This is a genomic window from Goekera deserti (genome assembly GCF_010685995.1).
Lineage (GTDB): Bacteria > Actinomycetota > Actinomycetes > Mycobacteriales > Geodermatophilaceae > Goekera > Goekera deserti.
This window is the reverse complement of record NZ_JAAGWK010000022.1, coordinates 76,163-94,158: the sequence shown is the minus strand read 5'-3', so window position 1 is coordinate 94,158 and position 17,996 is coordinate 76,163. Positions and strand designations below refer to the sequence as shown.

The 17,996-nt window shown below is 74.1% G+C and carries 14 protein-coding genes and 1 riboswitch; of the genes, 2 read left to right on the top strand and 12 right to left on the bottom strand.

The genetic code is table 11. From position 1 onward, the window contains the following. Nucleotides 1-87: 87 nt before the first annotated feature. The 6 genes from G1H19_RS15685 to G1H19_RS15660 form a co-directional block, all read right to left on the bottom strand. A complete protein-coding gene (locus tag G1H19_RS15685) occupies nucleotides 88-1,440 on the bottom strand; it encodes an aminotransferase class V-fold PLP-dependent enzyme (RefSeq protein WP_152727363.1) in 1,353 nt (450 codons plus the stop codon). Between the two features lie 37 nt (nucleotides 1,441-1,477). Next, nucleotides 1,478-1,592: riboswitch (SAM riboswitch) on the bottom strand. Nucleotides 1,593-1,718: 126 nt separating this feature from the next. After that, nucleotides 1,719-2,696, bottom strand: a complete 978-nt coding sequence (locus tag G1H19_RS15680) for a DUF4352 domain-containing protein (protein ID WP_162392359.1) — start codon at nucleotides 2,694-2,696, stop codon at nucleotides 1,719-1,721. Between the two features lie 204 nt (nucleotides 2,697-2,900). After that, entirely contained in the window at nucleotides 2,901-3,854 is a 954-nt protein-coding gene (locus G1H19_RS15675; RefSeq protein ID WP_152727361.1) for a D-2-hydroxyacid dehydrogenase family protein, read from the bottom strand. Nucleotides 3,855-3,987: 133 nt separating this feature from the next. Then, nucleotides 3,988-4,554 carry a hypothetical protein gene (locus G1H19_RS15670; protein ID WP_152727360.1) on the bottom strand — a complete coding sequence of 189 codons (567 nt, stop codon included), beginning with the start codon at nucleotides 4,552-4,554 and terminating at the stop codon, nucleotides 3,988-3,990. 632 nt (nucleotides 4,555-5,186) lie between these two features. Continuing rightward, the gene (locus G1H19_RS15665) at nucleotides 5,187-7,934 is read right to left on the bottom strand and encodes an MGH1-like glycoside hydrolase domain-containing protein (RefSeq protein ID WP_202925775.1); all 2,748 of its coding nucleotides are present in this window, start codon (nucleotides 7,932-7,934) and stop codon (nucleotides 5,187-5,189) included. Between the two features lie 79 nt (nucleotides 7,935-8,013). Then, nucleotides 8,014-8,892 (bottom strand): alpha/beta hydrolase fold domain-containing protein, encoded by an 879-nt coding sequence (locus tag G1H19_RS15660; RefSeq protein ID WP_235927931.1) that lies wholly within the window; start codon nucleotides 8,890-8,892, stop codon nucleotides 8,014-8,016. Nucleotides 8,893-8,996: 104 nt separating this feature from the next. On the opposite strand from G1H19_RS15660, the gene G1H19_RS15655 reads away from it, so the two are divergent. Then, the gene (locus tag G1H19_RS15655; RefSeq protein WP_162392360.1) at nucleotides 8,997-10,733 is read left to right on the top strand and encodes a DUF429 domain-containing protein; all 1,737 of its coding nucleotides are present in this window, start codon (nucleotides 8,997-8,999) and stop codon (nucleotides 10,731-10,733) included. A gap of 87 nt (nucleotides 10,734-10,820) precedes the next feature. Here the strand turns inward: G1H19_RS15655 and G1H19_RS15650 are convergent, their stop codons facing one another. Both G1H19_RS15650 and G1H19_RS15645 read right to left on the bottom strand, forming a co-directional pair. Next, complete coding sequence (locus tag G1H19_RS15650; protein ID WP_152727359.1) at nucleotides 10,821-11,519, bottom strand: hemerythrin domain-containing protein; 699 nt, start codon at nucleotides 11,517-11,519, stop codon at nucleotides 10,821-10,823. Between the two features lie 104 nt (nucleotides 11,520-11,623). Further along, a complete protein-coding gene (locus G1H19_RS15645; protein ID WP_152727358.1) occupies nucleotides 11,624-11,914 on the bottom strand; it encodes a helix-turn-helix domain-containing protein in 291 nt (96 codons plus the stop codon). Nucleotides 11,915-11,979: 65 nt separating this feature from the next. Between G1H19_RS15645 and map the strand changes: the two genes are divergently transcribed. Beyond that, the gene (map, locus tag G1H19_RS15640) at nucleotides 11,980-12,762 is read left to right on the top strand and encodes a type I methionyl aminopeptidase (protein WP_152727357.1); all 783 of its coding nucleotides are present in this window, start codon (nucleotides 11,980-11,982) and stop codon (nucleotides 12,760-12,762) included. Here map and G1H19_RS15635 read toward each other — a convergent pair. The 4 genes from G1H19_RS15635 to G1H19_RS15620 are packed head-to-tail and all read right to left on the bottom strand — an operon-like array spanning nucleotide 12,731 to nucleotide 17,892. Then, nucleotides 12,731-14,704, bottom strand: coding sequence for an acetoacetate--CoA ligase (locus tag G1H19_RS15635; protein ID WP_152727356.1), 1,974 nt, complete (start codon nucleotides 14,702-14,704; stop codon nucleotides 12,731-12,733). The two genes, map and G1H19_RS15635, sit on opposite strands and share 32 nt — an antisense overlap. Further along, the gene (locus tag G1H19_RS15630) at nucleotides 14,697-15,497 is read right to left on the bottom strand and encodes a cyclase family protein (RefSeq protein WP_152727355.1); all 801 of its coding nucleotides are present in this window, start codon (nucleotides 15,495-15,497) and stop codon (nucleotides 14,697-14,699) included. Before G1H19_RS15630 ends, G1H19_RS15635 begins: the two co-directional genes overlap by 8 nt. Nucleotides 15,498-15,505: 8 nt before the next feature. Further along, complete coding sequence (locus tag G1H19_RS15625; RefSeq protein WP_152727354.1) at nucleotides 15,506-16,396, bottom strand: fumarylacetoacetate hydrolase family protein; 891 nt, start codon at nucleotides 16,394-16,396, stop codon at nucleotides 15,506-15,508. 8 nt (nucleotides 16,397-16,404) lie between these two features. After that, entirely contained in the window at nucleotides 16,405-17,892 is a 1,488-nt protein-coding gene (locus G1H19_RS15620) for a flavin-containing monooxygenase (protein WP_162392362.1), read from the bottom strand. Nucleotides 17,893-17,996 lie beyond the last annotated feature (104 nt).

Sequence of the window (17,996 nt, the reverse complement as noted above, 5' to 3'; positions counted from 1 at the left end):
CCGGTCGCTTCCGACGCGCGCGGATCCCGCGGTGCAGGCCCCCGGTCGGGGTCGGCGCACCGCCTGCCCGCCCAGCTCGCGCCGGGGTCAGGCGGCGGCCGGGCCGCAGACCGAGGCGCGGGCCAGCAGCTCGCCGGCGGACGGCCGCGGGTCGTCCGCCGGCTGCCAGCGCCCGGCCACCCGGGTGTAGGCGACGGCGGGCCCGTCGGTGAGGTACCGGGTCAGCCCGTGGAGCAGCCGGTCGACGTCCTCGGTGGTGCTGCCCACGCCGACGCTCGCCCGCAGCGCTCCCTCCGGGACGCCGAGCCGCTCGGTGAGCGGGTGCGCGCAGAACCGGCCGTCCCGTACGCCGATCCCGTGCTCCGCGGACAGCACCGCGGCGACCAGCCCGGGGTCCGCGCCCTCGACGGTGAACGCGACGACGCCCGTGGGCTCGCCCGCGTCGGGCCAGATGCGCAGCACCCGCACCCCCGGCAGTGCGGTGAGCCCGTCGACCAGCCGGGTGCGCAGCGCCCGCTCGTGCTGCTGGCGGGCACCGTCGGGCAGGGCGACCAGCGCGTCGCACGCCGCCGCCAGCGCCACCGCACCCACCACGTTCGGTGAGCCGCCCTCGTGCCGGTGCGGTGCTGCGGCCCAGCTGGTCCGGTCGACGGTGACCTCGTGCACCGCGCCGCCGCCGGCCAGGTACGCCGGTGCCGCGTCCAGCCAGTCCCGGCGCCCCACCAGCGCCCCGGTGCCGAACGGCGCGTACGTCTTGTGCCCGGAGAACGCCACGTAGTCCGCACCGGTCGCGGCCAGCGAGAAGCGCCGGTGCGGCACCAGCTGGGCGCCGTCCACCAGCACGCGGGTGCCGGCCGCGTGGGCGAGCGCCACGACCTCCTCCAGCGGCAGCGCCTCGCCGGTGAGGTTGGAAGCGCCGGTGACGGCCAGCAGCGCGTACTCGCCACGGGCCAGCTCGGCACCGATCGCGCGCAGCGTGCCGGTGACCGTGCCGGCCGTGGGCAGCACCGTCACCGGGCCGCGGCGCTGCCAGGGCAGCAGGTCGGCGTGGTGCTCGCAGTCCAGCACCAGCACCGCCGCCCCCTCGGGCACGGCGCCGGCCAGCAGGTTGAGCGCGTCGGTGGTGTGCCGGACGAGCACGGTGACGTCGTCGTCCCGGGCACCGACGAAGCGGCCGACGGTCTGCCGGGCCTGCTCGTACAGCGCGGTGGACACCTGGGAGAGGTAGCCGGCGCCGCGGTGCACGCTGGCGTACAGCGGCAGCACCTCGGTGACCCGCGCGGCGACGGACGCGAGCGGGCGGGTGCTGGCCGCGCCGTCCAGGTCCACGTAGCGGGCGGTGCCCGATGGCACGAGCGGCACCTCGATGTCCGCGCCGACCAGCGGCAGCAGGGCGTCGGTGCGAGTTGCGACGGTGGTGGGCAGCGTGGAGATCGACATGGGTGGAGCTCCCAGCGGGCCGGGGACCCGGGGCCCGGGTCCGCGCTTGCCGGCTGCCGGACGGCAACCTGCCTGGTCGTCACCCGGGGCACCCCGTCGCGGAGGAGGGTTGCCGGCCAGCGAGCCGGGGCTTCGCGCTGGCACTCGTGACCGGCCTCCAGACTGACAGCGCAGCCCCATCACGTCAAACCGATCGGCTTGGTGGTCTTTCGTGTCGCGCGCATGTCCGCGCTCGTCAGACGAGTGCACTGGCCGGCCAGCAGGCCGGCCCCCGGGCCTCAGCGGAGCTCGACGCTGACTCCCGTCGAGAAGGGGGAGTCGTGGAGCTCGATGGACGTGGGGATCATGCCGGAGGGCACGTCGAACACGATCTTGGCGTCCAGTGCGTTGCCGGGGTTGATCTGCTCGTAGAACGACTGTGCATCTTCGAGGTAGAGGGCCGCACCGACATCAGCCGAGTACTCCTGCCCCTGGGCGTTGTACAAGGTCGAGTCGTCGCCCGAGAACCTCTGTGCTTCGTCGCCGATGTTGTGGACCGTCAGATCGACGACGCAGAAGGTCCCCTGCGCGGTGGCGTTGAGGTACCTGCCGCCGATGGTGGTGACGGAGCAGTCGATGCCGTGGACGACGAAGCTCAAGTCGCCATCCGCGACTGCTTCGCCGAGCCGTGGAGCGGGAGGGTCCACCGGCTGCGGGGCCGGCGTGGCACCGTCGACGTCTGCGCCGGCGACGTCTGTCTGCGCGGCGTCCGGAGTGACTTGACCCGATGCCGACGCAGGCCCGCTCCCAGCGATGCGTCCGTCCGTCTCGCTCGCCTCCAGGACGGCGCCGAACAGGAACAGGCCGGCACAGACCAGGACCCAGGGCCGCTTGTAGAACGGCGGTTTCGGGGGCGGCAGGTATGCGGTCGGGATCGGTCCGTAGACGTGCGGCGACTGGCCGGGGAACTGATGATGCGGACCTGCGCCGGGCATCGGGTGTGGCCGCGGACCAGGCTGCCCGCCAAATGGGCGCATCCGAGGATCACCGTTCGGCGGCCCGTAGTCCAGTGGGGTCACGTTGCTCGTCCCGGCCTTCGTTCGAGTGCGGGCGACCACCCGCAGCGCGACTGAGCGTAAGCAGGTCCGTGACCGGCGAGGCGCGAGTTTCCCCGCGTGCTGACCCAGACGGGTGACCCGCCCCGATCGGTCCGACAGCGCGGCGTCGAGTGCGGTGAGCACGAGGGCCACCGCGAGCAGCCAGGTGCTGATCTCCACCCGGTCGGCCCCGGCGCCGAGGCCATTGCCGCTGGGTGGAGCGCGCCGACCTCGGCCCGGAGGACCGCGGTGGGCGGCAGCTGTGGAACGCCGAGGGGTGCGCACCAGCATCTCCGCGCTGGGCGCCCGCGCCCGGCGGTGGGCAGCGGACCACGGGCGGCGGGCAGACAGTACACCCGTCGAGACGCGGCCCGCTGACCTGCCTCAGGTCAGGACGCGGACCGGCGTGCCGGCGAGGAAGGCGGCAATGTCCTGGACTGCCTCGGTGAAGTACCCGGTGTAGTTGCGCCGGGTCACGTAGCCCAGGTGCGGTGTGGCCAGCACGTTCGGCAGCGTGCGGAGCTCGTCCTGGGCAGGAAGGGGCTCGACCTCGAACACGTCCAGTCCCGCACCGGCGATCCGCCCCTCGCGCAGCGCCGTCACCAGTGCCGCGCCGTCCACGACGGCCGCGCGCGAGGTGTTGACCAGGAGGGCGGTCGGCTTCATCGCCGCCAGCTCGGCGGCGCCGATCAGCCCGCGGGTGCGGTCACCGAGCACCAGGTGCACCGACAGGACGTCGCTCTCGGCGACCAGCTCCTCCTTGCTCGGCGCCAGCCGGACGCCCACCTCCTCGGCGCGGGCGGCCGTCAGGTTCTGGCTCCAAGCGACGACGTCCATGCCGAACGCGGTGCCCACCCGGGCCACCATCGCCCCGATCTTCCCGAGCCCCAACAGACCGAGCGTGGCCCCGTACAGGTCCGTGCCGACGGTGCTCTGCCACGGTCCCGATGCGCGCAGCGTCGCGTTCTCCTGCGCCAGGTGGCGAGCCAGACCGAGGATCAGAGCCCAGGTCAGTTCAGCGGGCGGTTCGGAGTTGCTGCGGGTGCCGCACACGACGACGCCGTGCTGCTCGGCCGCGACCAGGTCGATCGACGCGTTGCGCATCCCACTGGTGACCACCAGGCGCAACTGCGGCAGCCGGGCGATCAACGACGCAGTGAGAGGCGTCCGCTCCCGCATGACCACGACGATCTCGACACCGGCCAGCGCGGCGACCACCGCGTCCTCGTCCGCCAGGTGCTCGCGGACGACGATCACCTCGACGGCGTCGACGATCGGTGACCAGTCGGCCGACGTCAGGGCGACACCCTGGTAGTCGTCCAGCACGGCGCAGCGCATGTGTTCCCCCATGGACCGGTGTCAGGGCGGCGACGTCCCATGGTCCTCTGCAGACACGGCTGGTTCGCGCCGGGGCGCGCCACCTCCAGGACGTCGATGACCGCCGAGGTGCGCTCGATCAGCGCGCGGCGGCTCACTCACCCCGGGCGGCGCTCAGCGCGGTGAACACGATGGCCACCACCAGCAGCCAGGTGCTGATCTTCACCCAGTCGGCCTTGGCGCCGACACTGGTGCCGTTGGCGTGCAGCGCGTCGACCTTGGCGCGGATGATCGCGGTGTACGCGGCCGCGGTCGGCACGGTGAGGGTGCGCACGAGCAGCTCCGGCGTCGGCGCCTGGTGCCAGCGCCGGACGCCGAGGGCGAACAGGCCGGTGGCGATGACCGCCGCGTGGGCGACGAGGGCCACCACCACGAGGGCGCCGCCCTGCTCGGCGAGCAGGTAGCCGACCAGTGCGATGCCGGCGGCGACCAGCGACCCGGCCTTGGTGTCCAGCTCGTTGATCACCGCGCGCTGCCCGTCGAGCCGCTGGCCGATCTCGGCGTTCACCAGTGCCAGCAGCGTCTCGTCGATCGTGGTGCCGGCAACCGCCCCGGGGACGGCGCGGGCATCGACGAGGTCGGCGTGCGTCCGTGCCCGGGCCGGCGGCAGCACCGAAGCGACCTTGCTCCGCCACCGGTCGACACCCGACGTCTCCCCCACCCGCCGAGTGTCGCAGCCACCACCGACACCCACCGCCGCCGCGCCGCGCCGCCCCCCGCGCAGGCCGCCCCGCGCCGGCCGCGCCTCGCCCGCGGTACCGCTCATCGCCGAGCCGTGTCCCCCTCCTCGCTCCTGCGGTGTCGTTGCGGCTCGTGCGGCCGCGCATCACCGCGAGAGCAACGAGAACACCGCAAGAGCCGGGCGGTGCGCGGCGCCCGCGGCCACCCTGCCGATGGCGGCCGGACGCCACACCACCCCGCAAGCCCGCTTGCCAGCGCCTACCTCTCGCCCGCGCGCCCTGACCCTTCGCCCTTCTCGCCCGCTTCTGCGGTCGTGTTGCTGCTCCTGCGGTGTTGCCGCACCGCAAGAGCAACGAGAACACCGCAAGAGCCGAGCGCGGCACGGCGCCTCCACCGCGCCCGCTCGCCGGCTCGGCCCCTCCCCCCACCCGCGCTCACCCGCACGCCCACTCTTGCGGTCGTGTTGCGCCTCTTGCGGTGTTGCAGCACCGCAGGAGCACGGGGAACACCGCAAGAGCCGGGGATCGCGCGGCGATCTTCGACCCAACGGGCGCCGCAGGCGCAGGCGGTCACCGGCAGACGGTCACTGGCTGGGTGGTCGCCGGGCGGGGGTCACGCCCAGCGGGGGTCCGGGGGCAGCCGCGGGTTGAGCAGGTGGGCGACCAGCGCCGTCCACCCGGTCTGGTGGCTGGCACCCAGGCCCTCGCCGGTGTCGCCGTCGAAGAACTCGCTGAAGGTGGGGTGCTCGCGCCACAGCGGGGAGTCGCTGGACTCGATCCGGTCGCCGTCGGCCGGGCGCTTGCCGTCGACGGGGCGGAACAGCGCGGTCAGCGAGTTGTCGATCAGGTCGGCGGCGTCCACGAGGGTGCAGCGGTTGCCCGAGCCGGTGGGCAGCTCGATGGTGAACGAGTCGCCGTAGAACCGGCCCAGGGTGCGCAGCTTGTCGGCCAGCAGCACGTTCACCGGGAACCACACCGGCCCGCGCCAGTTGGAGTTGCCGCCGAACAGGCCGGTGCGCGACTCCCCCGGCTCGTACTCGATGGAGGCGTCCCGGCCACCGACCTTGGCGATCACCTGCTCGGTGGCCTTGGACAGCGACCGGATGCCGTAGGGCGACAGGAACTCGGCCCGGTCGAACATCCGGGACAGGATGCGCTCCAGCCGCTCCCGGTCCACCAGGGACAGCAGCATCTTGCGGCCCTCCGGCGCCGACCGGCTGCGCAGCGGGCCCATCAGCTCCGGGCGGCGCTTCTGCAGCCAGCGCAGCCGGGCGGTCACGTCGGGCACCTCCTGGGTGATCCACGCCGGCACCTCGGTGGCGCCCAGGATCGGCAGCAGGCCGACCATCGAGCGCACCCGCATCGGCTCCGGTTCGCCGTCCGGGGCGACGAGCACGTCGTAGAAGAAGCCGTCCTCCTCGTCCCACAGGCTCACGCCGTGCGAGCCGAAGGTGTTCATCGCCTCGGCGATGGACAGGAAGTGCTCCAGGAACTTGGTCGCCGTGCCGTCCCACGCCTGGTCGGACCGGGACAGCTCCAGGGCGATCTTGAACATCTGCTGGCAGTAGAACGCCATCCAGCTCGTCGCGTCGCTCTGCTCCAGCCGGTAGCCGGGAGGCAGCGGCGCGGACCGGTCGAACAGCGCGATGTTGTCCATCCCGAGGAAGCCGCCCTCGAAGACGTTGCTGCCGTCGGAGTCCTTGCGGTTGACCCACCAGGAGAAGTTGAGCAGCAGCTTGGTGAACACCCGGATGAGGAACTGCCGGTCGCGGTAGCCGTCGATCCGGTACACGTGCCAGGCGGCCCAGGCGTGCACCGGCGGGTTGACGTCGCCGAAGGCCCACTCGTAGGCGGGCAGCTGGCCGTTGGGGTGCATCGCCCACTCGCGGCACATCAGGAGCAGCTGCTCCTTGGCGAAGTCGGGGTCGACGTGCGCCAGCGGGATGGTGTGGAAGGCGGTGTCCCACGCGGCGAACCACGGGTACTCCCACTCGTCGGGCATGGAGATCACGTCGGCCAGCGCCACGTGCCGCCAGCTGGTGTTCCGCCGTCCCTGCGCGGCGCGGCCGTCCGGCGCCGGGACGTCGCGGTCGCCGTCCAGCCACTGGGCGACGTCGAAGCGGTAGAGCTGCTTGGTCCAGAGCAGCCCGGCGTAGGCGCGGCGGGCGACGTGCCGGTCCTCGGCGGACAGGCCCGGGTGGATGACCACGCCGTAGAAGTCGTCGGCCTCGCTCCGGCGGGCGGCCAGCACCTCGTCGAACTCCGCGCCGAACATGCCGTCGGCCGGGTCCTCGGTGCGCAGCCGCAGCTTCACGCGCACCGTCTCCCCGGGCGCGACGGCGTCCCAGCGGTACCAGAACGCGGCCTTGGTGCCGTGGTCGGCGGGGTTGATGCCGGAGCGGTCGCCGCGCACCACGCGGCGGTCGACGCCGTCCTTGGGGTAGCGGCTGGTGTTGCGCGCGGCGCCGAACAGGTCGACGGCGTTGGTCTCGTTGTCGCAGCACAGCACCACTGGCGAGCCCTCGGCGGCGAGCACGTAGCGGCCCAGGAACCCGTGCTCGGCCTCCACCGCCTCCAGGCCGCTGACGGTCAGGGTGGGGGCCAGCAGCTGGGTGAGGTGGCCCTGCCGCTTGTCACCGCCCCAGGACCAGGTGTTGCGGAACCAGGCCTGCGGCAGCAGGTGCAGCGGCGCCGGGTCGGGGCCGTGGTTGGTGGCGGTGACGGTGATGCAGACGTCGTCCGGGCCGGCCTTGGCGTAGGTCACCTGGACGTCGAAGAAGCGGTCCTCGTCGAGCACGCCGGTGTCGGACAGCTCGTACTCGCGCTCCAGCCGGGTGCGCCTGGCGTTCTCCGCGCGGAGCTTCGCGTACGGGTACTCGGCCTGCGGGTAGCGGTAGAGCCACTGCATCCAGGAGTGGGTGGGCGTGCCGTCGACGGCCCACCAGTGCTCCTTGGCGTCCTCGCCGTGGTTGCCCTCCTCGTTGGTGAGGCCGAACAGCCGCTCCTTGAGCACCGGGTCCTTGCCGTTCCACAGCGCGACGGAGAAGTTGAGGAACCCGTAGCGGTCGCAGATGCCGCCCAGGCCGTCCTCGCCCCAGCGGTAGGCGCGGGCGTGCGCGTGGTCGAACGGGAAGGCCGCCCACGCGTCGCCGTCGGTGGAGTAGTCCTCGCGCACGGTGCCCCACTGCCGCCCGGCCAGGTACGGGCCCCACATCCGCCAGGGCGAGCCCATGTCGCTGGACTCGGCCAGCCGGGCGTGCTCGGCGCTGCGCGGCGCGGTCGCGTCCTGCGGGCCGGGGGGCGGCTGTCGGGGCGAGGAGCCCGGTTCGTGGAGCGGGGAGCCAGGTTCTGCGGCAGACACGCCGACCACCCTGTCACGGCGGTGCGGGGTCACCGGCGACCCGCAGCTCGGCGCAGGCGTTTCGCCGGTCCCCCACCCCTCAGCCGGCGACGCGGCGCACGATGTCCGCCGCGGCCGCGCGGCCCTCGGGGACGGGGATCAGCGGGTAGACGTGCACGGCTCCCTCGCAGACCGTGACGTCGATCGGCGCCCCGGCCCGCTGCGCGCGGCGCTGCAGCTCCAGGACGTCGGGCAGGCAGATCTCGTGGGTGCCGACGTAGACCACCATCGGCGCCAGCCCGGTGAGCGGGCCGTTCAGCGGGCTGAGCCGGGGCAGCGTCGGGTCGTCGCCACCGGCCCAGGACAGCCCGGCCACCCGCAGCCCGGTGCTGGCCAGCCACGGGTCGCGGAGCTCGACGGCAGGGACCTCCGGGTTGCCGATCGTCAGGTCCAGCCACGGCGACAGCAGCACCAGCTGCCGCGGCTGGGGCAGCCCCTCGGCCTCGAGGGTCTGGGCGAACCCGAGGGCGAGGCCGCCGCCGGCGGAGTCCCCGGCGATGCTGACCGCCGACGCGTCGACCTCCGCGAGCAGCTCCCGGTACACCGCGGTGACCAGCGGGTACGCCTCGCGGTGGGTGTGCTGCGGCGCCAGGCCGTACAGCGGCACCTCCACGCGCACACCGGCGTCGGCCAGCTTCGAGACCAGCGTCCAGTGCTGCGGGGAGATCTCGCTGATGTAGGCGCCGCCGTGCAGGTAGACCGCCGCACGGGACGCCGTCCGGCCGCGGGGGGCGACGGTGTGGCAGGCGAACCCGCCGACCGTCCGGCTGCGCACGTCGTGGCGCCGGCGCAGCCGGGCCGGCGGCTCGGGAGAGCCCTTCGGCTCGGCGATCCGCCGCTGGGCCCGCTCGACGGTGGCCATCCGCGGGCGGAAGCGCAGGCGGAACAGGGGCTCGAGAAGGCGCATCCGGAGGCTCACCGGGCCACTCTCGCCGGTCGCCCGGCCGCGCCGCGACCCGGCCCGGTCCCACCTCGGCGGCACCGCCGCACCCGGAGGACGGGCGAGCACGGCAGGCTGGCCCCGTGCAGCACATCGGGATCGACCTCGCCTGGGGCCTCAAGCAGCCGACCGGCCTCGCCGTGCTGGACGACGACGGCCGGCTGGTGCACGTCAGCGCGGTGCGCACCGACGAGCAGATCGAGGCCGCGCTGGCCCCGTTCACGATGGGTGCGTGCACCGTGGCGATCGACGCGCCGCTGGTGGTCACCAACCCGACCGGCAACCGGGCCGCCGAGCGCGCGCTGAACGCCGACTTCGCGCGGTTCCAGGCCGGCGCGCACCCCACCAACACCGGCAAGCCGGAGTTCACCGACGGCGACACCCGCGGTGGCCGGATCGGCCGGATGCTGCGGCTGGACCTCGACCCGCGCTCGGGCCGGGACCGCCGGGCGATCGAGGTCTACCCGCATGCGGCGACCGTGGCGCTGTTCCGCCTGGGCCGGACGCTGAAGTACAAGAACAAGCCCGGCCGCACCGTGGAGGGCCTGCGCGCCGAGCTGCTGGTGCTGATGGCCCACCTGGAGTCGGTGCGGGAGCTCCAACTGGGCGCGCTGTTCGCCGGGCTGCGCGAGCAGGTCGAGCGGGCCGGGCGCAAGAGCGAGCTGCGCGTGGTGGAGGACCAGGTCGACGCGGTGGTGTGCGCCTACGTCGCGTTCATCGCCGTCCGCCGTCCGGACGCCGTCACCACCTACGGCGACGCCGCGCACGGCGCGATCGTGACGCCCACGCTGCCCCCGGACCTGCAGCCGGGCGCGCAGGCGCCGGCGCCGGACCCGGTGCAGCAGGCGATCCAGGCCTACGCCGACGGCCGGCCCGCGACGCTCGCCGCCGGCGCCGCGGCGCTGGCGCTGGTCACCGGGCTGCTGGACGACGCCGGGATCAACTACCTGTCGGTCACCGGGCGCACCAAGACCGTCGCCTCGTTCGCGGAGAAGGCGGCGCGCACCGTCGACGGCCGGCCCGCCTACCCCGACCCGCTGCGGGACATCACCGACCAGATCGGCGTCCGGGTGATCACCTACGTGCAGGACGACGTCCAGGCGGTCGCCGACCTGCTGGGCTCGCAGGTGGTGGTGCTGGACGACCGGGACATGGGCCGGCAGACCGCGCAGGAGGGCAGGTTCGGCTACGCCAGCCGGCACCTGCTGATCGGCCCGGACGCCGCGCGGGCCGCCGAGCTGCCCGAGCTGGTGGGCCGGGTGGTGCAGGTGCAGGTGCGCACCGTGCTGCAGCACGCGTGGGCCGAGTTCGAGCACGACATCCGCTACAAGGGCACGGTGCCGGCCGAGCACGCCTCGGAGTTCGACCGCCGCTTCACCCTGGCCGCCGGCCTGCTGGAGCTGGCCGACCGGGAGTTCACCGCGATCCGCGAGCGGCTGCGCGCCCCGGCCCCGACCGACGACACCGCCGACGACGACCCGGACGACCCGCGCATCGCCCCGCGCGAGCTCGCCGCGTTCCTGGCCGGCCAGTACGCCGAGGCGGGCTGGTCCCGGCCGGACCACTACAGCTGGATCTCCGGGCTGCTGCTGGAGCTGGGCATCACCTCGCTGGTGGAGCTGGGCGAGGTGCTGCGCTCGGCCGACGACGACGCCATCGCCGGCCGGATGGACTACCGGTACCCGCCCGGCGCGGTGCGCCGGCTGGACGACGCCCTGCTCGCCGGCTTCGGGCAGCGGTACGTCGACCTGCACGGCAACGCCGACCGACGCGCGGCCCTGTCCACCCGGCTCGCCCGCCTCCAGCGCCCACCCACCTGACCGGCCGGGTCCCGCGCACCCCCCACACCGCCACGATGGCCATCTTGGCGGTGGGTTCGTGTCGATCCTGGTGGGACGGAGCCGGGGTCAGCGGCGCGCGACGGGCGGGACGGGGACGGGGACGGCGCTGCCGAAGACCATCCGCTCCCGGCGGTGCAGGGCCGGGCCGCGGAGGGCGAGACCGACGAAGGGCAGCAGCCCGGCGCGGGCGACGACGGCCGACCACTGGTCGGTCCCGGCGGCCCGGAACAGCTCCAGCGCGGTGCGCGCACGCCGCCGCAGCGGCTTGTCGACCCGGGCGAAGTCGGCCACCGACACCCAGCGCTCGACCAGCGGCAACACCGTGTCGTCGGCGTCGGCGGCGCGCTCGGCGAGCAGGTCGCGCACCTCGGCCAACGTGCCGGCCAGCGCGGTCGCGGTCTCCTGGCCGGGGCGCGCGGTGAACGAGTCGGCCGCGGCGCGCAGCCGGGTCAGCGCCGGTGCCAGCGCGCGGGGCCGGTCGGGCAGGGCGACGTCCGGGCCGGCGGAGGCGACGAGCACCGGCCAGAGGACGTCGTCCTCGGTGGTGTGCAGGTGGTGCACCGCGTCGGCCCAGTCGCACACGTAGCGGGCGATCGCGTCGGCGCGCCGGCCGTCGACCGGGGTGACGCCGGCCGCGACCCGCTCGGCCAGGCCGGCCAGCCGGTCGGCGTCGTGCCGCACGACCCGGGTGGTCACCCGCAGGCCGTGGACGTCGGGCAGGGGGTCGCCGGGACGGCGGGGTGTGACACGGACGGGAACGGGCATCGGGACTCCTCCGGGGCGGGTGCGGCGACGCCGACCGTGCTCCCCCGCCCTTGCCGATCGCTTGTCGTGCCCCGGCAAGGGACCGGTCAGCACCGACGGGATGCCTACGAGGCCGCGCGCTCCGGTGCCCGCGTACCCGCCGCCTCGCCGTCGGGCAGGGTGATCTCGGCCCAGACCACGTCCAGGGAAAGCCCGAGGACACCGGCGATGGCGGCGACGGTGCTGAACGCCGGGGTGGCCACCCGGCCGGACTCGATCTTGCGCAGCGTCTCCGGGGAGACCCCGGCGTCCAGCGCCGTCTCCAGCATCGAGCGCCCGGCGCGGGCGCGGCGGAGCAGGGCGCCGAGGCGCCGACCGCGCTCGACCTCGGCGGGGGTGAGCGGCAACCGGACCATGCGCGGGATAGTAGTACCGGTACTGTCATCCGGGACAGTGGTCGGTCGAACGAGTGAGGCAGCTGATGATCGAGGTCCTGGACCGCACCGAACTGGCCCGGGCGAAGATCACCGGCGCCCTGGTCGCCGACGTGCTGGAGGCCATGCGGGAGCGCAGCACGGTCGGCACCAACCTGCTGGACATCGACCGCTGGGCGCAGGACATGATCCTGGGCGCCGGGGCGGTGTCCTGCTACGTCGACTACGCGCCGTCCTTCGGCCGCGGGCCCTTCGGGCACTACATCTGCACCTCGGTGAACGACGCCGTGCTGCACGGGCTGCCGCACGACCGCGTGCTGGCCGACGGCGACCTGCTGTCGCTGGACCTGGCCGTCTCCCTGGGCGGCGTGGTGGCGGACTCCGCGATCAGCTTCGTCGTCGGCGGGTCCCCCTCGCCGGCGGACACGGCGATGATCGAGACCACCCAGCGCGCGCTGGCCGCGGGCATCGCCGTGGCCGGGCCCGGCGCCCGGGTCGGCGACATCTCGCACGCCATCGGCACCGTGCTCCAGGCCGCGGGCTACCCGGTCAACACCGAGTTCGGCGGGCACGGCGTCGGGTCGACGATGCACCAGGACCCGCACGTGCCGAACACCGGGCGCCCCGGCCGCGGCCCGAAGCTGCGCCCGGGGATGTTGCTGGCCCTGGAGCCGTGGGTGATGGCCGACACCGACGAGCTGATCACCGACGACGACGGCTGGACCCTGCGCAGCGCCACCGGCAGCCGCACCGCGCACAGCGAGCACACCATCGCGGTGACCGAGACCGGCGCCGAGATCATGACCCTGCCGCGGCACGCCCGGCGGTGAGCCGAGCGCGGCGCTCCCGGGCGACCTGCTGGAAGTCGGCCAGCAGCGACACGTCGTCGACGACGTCCGGTGCGACGACGTCGTCGGGGTCGGCACCCTGCAGCAGCCGCTTCACCGGCACCTCGAGCTTCTTGCCGGTGCGGGTGTGCGGGATCCCGCGCACGGCGAGGACGACGTCGGGCACGTGCCGCGGGCTGGCCCGCTCGCGCACCCGCGCCCGGATGGCCGCGTCCAGCGCGGCGTCCAGCACGCACCCCGGCGCCAGGACGACGAACAGCGGCATCCAGTACCCGCCGTCGTCCTCCTCGGCGCCGATGACCAGCGCCTCGGCGACCTCCGGCATCGACTCGACCGCGGCGTACACGTCCGCCGAGCCCATGCGGACGCCGTGCCGGTTGAGCGTGGAGTCCGAGCGGCCGTGCACCAGCAGGCTGCCGCGCTCGGTGAGCGTCACCCAGTCGCCGTGCCGCCACACGCCGGGGAAGGTGGCGAAGTAGGCGTCCCGGTACCGGGCGCCGTCCGGGTCGTCCCAGAAGCGGGTCGGCATGCTGGGCATCGGCCGGGTCACCACCAGCTCACCGACCGCGCCGACCAGCGGCCGGCCCGCGTCGTCCCAGGCCTCCAGTGCCACGCCGAGCCCGCGGACCGGGATCTCCCCGGCGACCACCGGCTCGGTCATGGCGCCCATCGCGAAGGCGCCGGCGACGTCGGTGCCGCCGGACATGGAGAACACCGGCACCGGCCCCACCTCGGCCGCCACGAAGTCGTAGGCCCGGGCCGGCAGCGGCGCACCGGTGCTGCCGACCACGCGCAGCGCGGACAGGTCGTGCTCGGCGGCCGGGCGCGCGCCGGCGTCCTGCGTGGCGGCCAGGAAGCCGGGGCTGGTGCCGAACACGGTGACCCGCTGGTCGGCGACCAGCCGCCACAGCAGGTCCGGTGTCGGCGCACCGTCGTAGCAGACCACCGAGCCCGCGACCGCGAGCCCGCCGACCAGGCAGTTCCACACCACCCAGCTGGGCGAGGTGTACCAGCAGAACCGGTCGGCCGGGCCGAGGTCCAGGTGCAGCCCGAGCATCGTGAGGTGCTCCAGCAGCACCCCGCCGTGGCTGTGCACGATCCCCTTGGGCAGGCCGGTCGTGCCGGAGGAGAACAGCACCCACAGCGGGTCGCCGAACGCGGTGTCGGCCGGCGCGAACGGGGCCGGCTCGGCGACGGCGTCGGCCCACGGCAGGGCGTCGTCCAGGCCGGGCCCGAGCCGGGGGACGCCGACGACGTGCCGCACCGTGGGCAGCGCCGCCCGCAGCTCGGCGACCGCGGCACGGCGGTCGCGGGGCCGGCCGTCGAAGACGTGCCCGTCGGCGGCGACCAGCAGTACCGGGCGCAGCTGGGCGAACCGGTCGGCCGCCGCCGACGGCGCGTACTCCTGCCCCACCGCCGACCAGATCGCGCCCAGCGAGGCCGTCGCCAGGAACGTCACGACGGTCTCGCCGACGTTGGGCAGGTAGCCGGCGACCACGTCCCCGGGGCGCACCCCCAGCCGGCGCATCGTGGCCGCGAGCGCGGCGACGTCGCGGCGCAGCTCCCGCCAGGTCAGCTCGGCCGGTGCCGCGCCCTCCCCCACGGTGACCACCGCGACGGCGTCCTCGTCGGCGCGCGGACGCAGCACCCGGGCGGCCAGGTTGACCCGAGCGTCGGGGAACCAGACCGCGCCGGGCATCGCCTCGTCGGTGAGCACCCGCGCCGGGTCGACCGGTGCGCCCAGCCCGCCGTGCTCCCACACCGCGCTCCAGAAGCCGGGCAGGTCGGTCACCGACCACTCCCACAGCCGGGGGTAGCCGTCGAGCTCGAGCCCGCGGGTGTCGGCCACCCAGCGGGTGAACTCCGACAGCCTGCTCGGGGCCCCGGGCGTCGGCGTCCAGACGACGCGCGGGCCGTCAGTCATCGAGGAAGGCGACGGCCCGGCACGGGGCGGCGCTGGTGCGCGGCAGGTTGATCGGGAAGAAGCCGACCATGAACCCGGACAGCGGGAGCCGGTCGAGGTTGACCAGCTTCTGCACGATGAACGCCTCCCGGTCGCGGATGGCGAAGTGGCCGTCCCAGATCTGCCGCGGGTCGCCGGTCTCCCGGTAGGCCTGGACCATCACCGGCGTGGGGCGGTCCCAGGCCAGGGCGTCGGTGCCGAGCACGGTCGCGCCGAGCCCGGTCAGGTACCGCGTGCCGTCCCCGGTCATCCCGGGGTAGTGGTAGAACGCCGGCTGGTCGTTGGTGTACCGCTCCTGCCCGGTGCGCACCAGCACCGCCTGGCCCGGCTCCACCTCCTGTCCGGTGGCCGCGATCGCCTGCTCCAGGGCCGACACCGGGATGCCCTCGTCCGGCAGCGCCCACGGCCGGACGTCGAGCACCAGGCCGGGGCGGAACAGCTCCTCCAGGCCGATGTCGCTCATCGTGCGCGCCGGCCGGCCCTCGACGGTGCGGCCGCTGTGCAGCGGGGCGTCGACGTGCGTGCCGCAGTGCGTGGTCATCTCGGTGACCAGGTCGGAGCCGAAGCCGTCGCCGTCGGGCAGGTGCTCGACCGGGCAGCCGTAGATGCCCATCATCGCCTCGCGCCCGGCGGTCTCCGGCGGTGCGTAGCTGATCAGCGGCGCGACGATGCGGTCGAAGCGCGGGAACTCCGCCGGCACCAGCGCGCGGTGCGCGGGGTCCATCACGGCGGTCAGGTCGACCAGGCGGGTCATGGTGCTCCTCAGCAGCCGGAACTCAGGGGGTGGAAGGGCAGCGGGGCGGCGATGGTGTGGTCGAGCCGGCCGATCAGCTCGACCTCCAGCTCCACCCGGTCGCCGGGCTGCAGCCAGCCGGGGAACCGGTCGGGTGCGGAGATGTCGTGCTCCAGCAGGCACCCCCAGCCGACCGTGCCGGAGCCGATGACGTCGCCGGGCACCAGCCGGGTGCCGCGGGAGGCGTAGGAGACGATGTCGGCGAACGACCAGTCGATGCTCGACCAGTTGCCGGCGCTGAACGGGGTGCCGCCGAGCGTCACCGTCATCGCCAGGTCGAAGCCCTTGCCGCTGCGCCGGTGCTCGAGCTCGTCGGCGGTGACCAGGACCGGGCCCAGCGTGGTGGCGCCGTCCTTGCCCTTGATCATGACCAGCCGCTCGCGCTGCAGGTCTCGGGCGCTCCAGTCGCAGAACACGGTGTACCCGGCGATCGAGGCCTCGGCCTGCTCCGGGGTCATGTTCTCCCCCGCCCTGCCGATGACCGCCCCGACCTCCAGCTCGTAGTCGAACTTCGCGCTCTCCGGGCTGATCCGCACCTCGTCGTGGGCGCCCACGACCGACTGCGGGTTCTGGAAGTAGAAGATCGGCCACTGCTCGTGCCGCGGCTCGACCTCGGTGGGCCGGCAGTTGCGGATGTGCTCGTGGAAGCACATCGAGTCGCGCAGCGACGGCGGCACCAGCAGCGGCAGCACCCGGACGTCGGCCACCGCGACGGTCTCGGACGCCGGACGGCCCGCCGCCTCCTCCAGTGCCCCGGCCTGCAGCAGGCCGAGCATCGTCTCCCCCGGCGCCAGCCCGGAGACGACGCCGTCCCGCTCGATGCCCACCCGCTCGACGCCGTCGGCGTGGGAATAGCTCATCCAGCGGGTCACGGTACGGCCACCGGCAGCGGGACCAGCTCGAGGTCGTCCAGACCGAGCGGGACGAACATCGCGTGGTAGGTCGCCTCGTCCCAGGGCCACAGCACGACCCGGTCCCCGGCGCGGTACCAGCTGTCGCAGTCGCCGGCCCAGATGGTGTTCGGCATGGCCTCGTCGATCGCGGCCACGAAGCGCTCCGCCGCCTCCGCCGTCGGGGCGGTCGCGACGCCGTGCTCGGCGCCGTACTCGACGAGCCGGCAGACGTAGTCGCTCTGGTCGACCACGCAGATGGTGGGTGAGATGTTGGCGACCGGCGCGAACGGCCCGTTGACCACCCAGAAGTTGGGGAAGTCCGGCACCGAGACGCAGCGGTAGGCGTACGGCCCGTCCGCCCAGGCCTCGTCGATGGTGCGCCCGCGCAGACCGGTGACCTTCATCGGGCGCATGTAGGCGTGCGAGTCGTAGCCGGTCGCGTAGACGATGACGTCGAGCTCGTGCAGCTCGCCGTCGGCGGTCACCAGCCCGGCCGGCACGACCCGGTCGATGGCACCGACGGCCACCCGCACGTTGGGCTGCTGCACGGCCTCGAAGTACCGGTCGGACTTGGGGATGCGCTTGCAGCCCGGCTCGAAGTCCGGCGTCATCCGGGCGCGCAGATCCTCGTCCCGGATGTGCAGCACGTCCTCGCGCAGCGCGTCCTGGGCCGCCACCCGGTCGGGGCCGGGCTGGATCCGCCACTGGATCGACCGCCACAGTCGCGGGTCCAGCTGCGGGCCGCCGAGCAGCCGCTTCCAGACCAGCCGGCCGACGGCGGGCACCCGGGCGCCCAGCAGGCGCCCGACCGCCTTCAGCCAGCGGGGGGCGGGCGGGTTGGTGATCACCTCCACCCACTGCGGGGAGCGGACGAACTGGGTGACCTGGCTGCCCATCGAGGACAGCGACGTCGTCAGCTGGATGCCCGAGGAGCCGGTGCCGACGACGCCGATCCGCTTGCCGGCGACGTCCAGGCCCGCCGGCCAGTTCGAGGAGTGGAACGACAGCCCGGCGAACCCGTCCATGCCCGGGATGGCTGGCATCGACGGCTTGTCCAGGAAACCGGTGGCCGACACGACCGCGTCGGCCACCTCGGTGGTGCCGTCGGAGAGCTCGAGCTCCCAGTGGTCGGCCACCCAGGTCGCGGCGAGCACCTCGACGCCGAAGCGGATGTGCCGGCGCAGGTCGTGCTCGTGGCTGGCCCGCACCAGGTACTCCTGGATCTCGGTGCCGCGCGGGAAGGCGTGGCTCCAGTCGTACTTCCTGGCGAAGGACAGCTGGTACAGCGACACCGGGACGTCGATGAACAGGCCCGGGTAGGTGTTCTCCCGCCACGTGCCGCCCACCTCATGGCCACGCTCGTAGACCGTGTGCGAGATCCCCCGGCGGGTCAGGTCGCGGGTGAACTGCATCCCGGCGATCCCGGCTCCGATGACCGCCACGTGCACCTGTCTCGGCGTCATGCGCCCTCCCGTCCCTGCAATCGATGAACCGAACGTTGTTAGGTAGAACGTAGGTGCTGGCACCTGCCGTGTCATCCGACGCCGGCACCGGGCGGGCCCGGGTC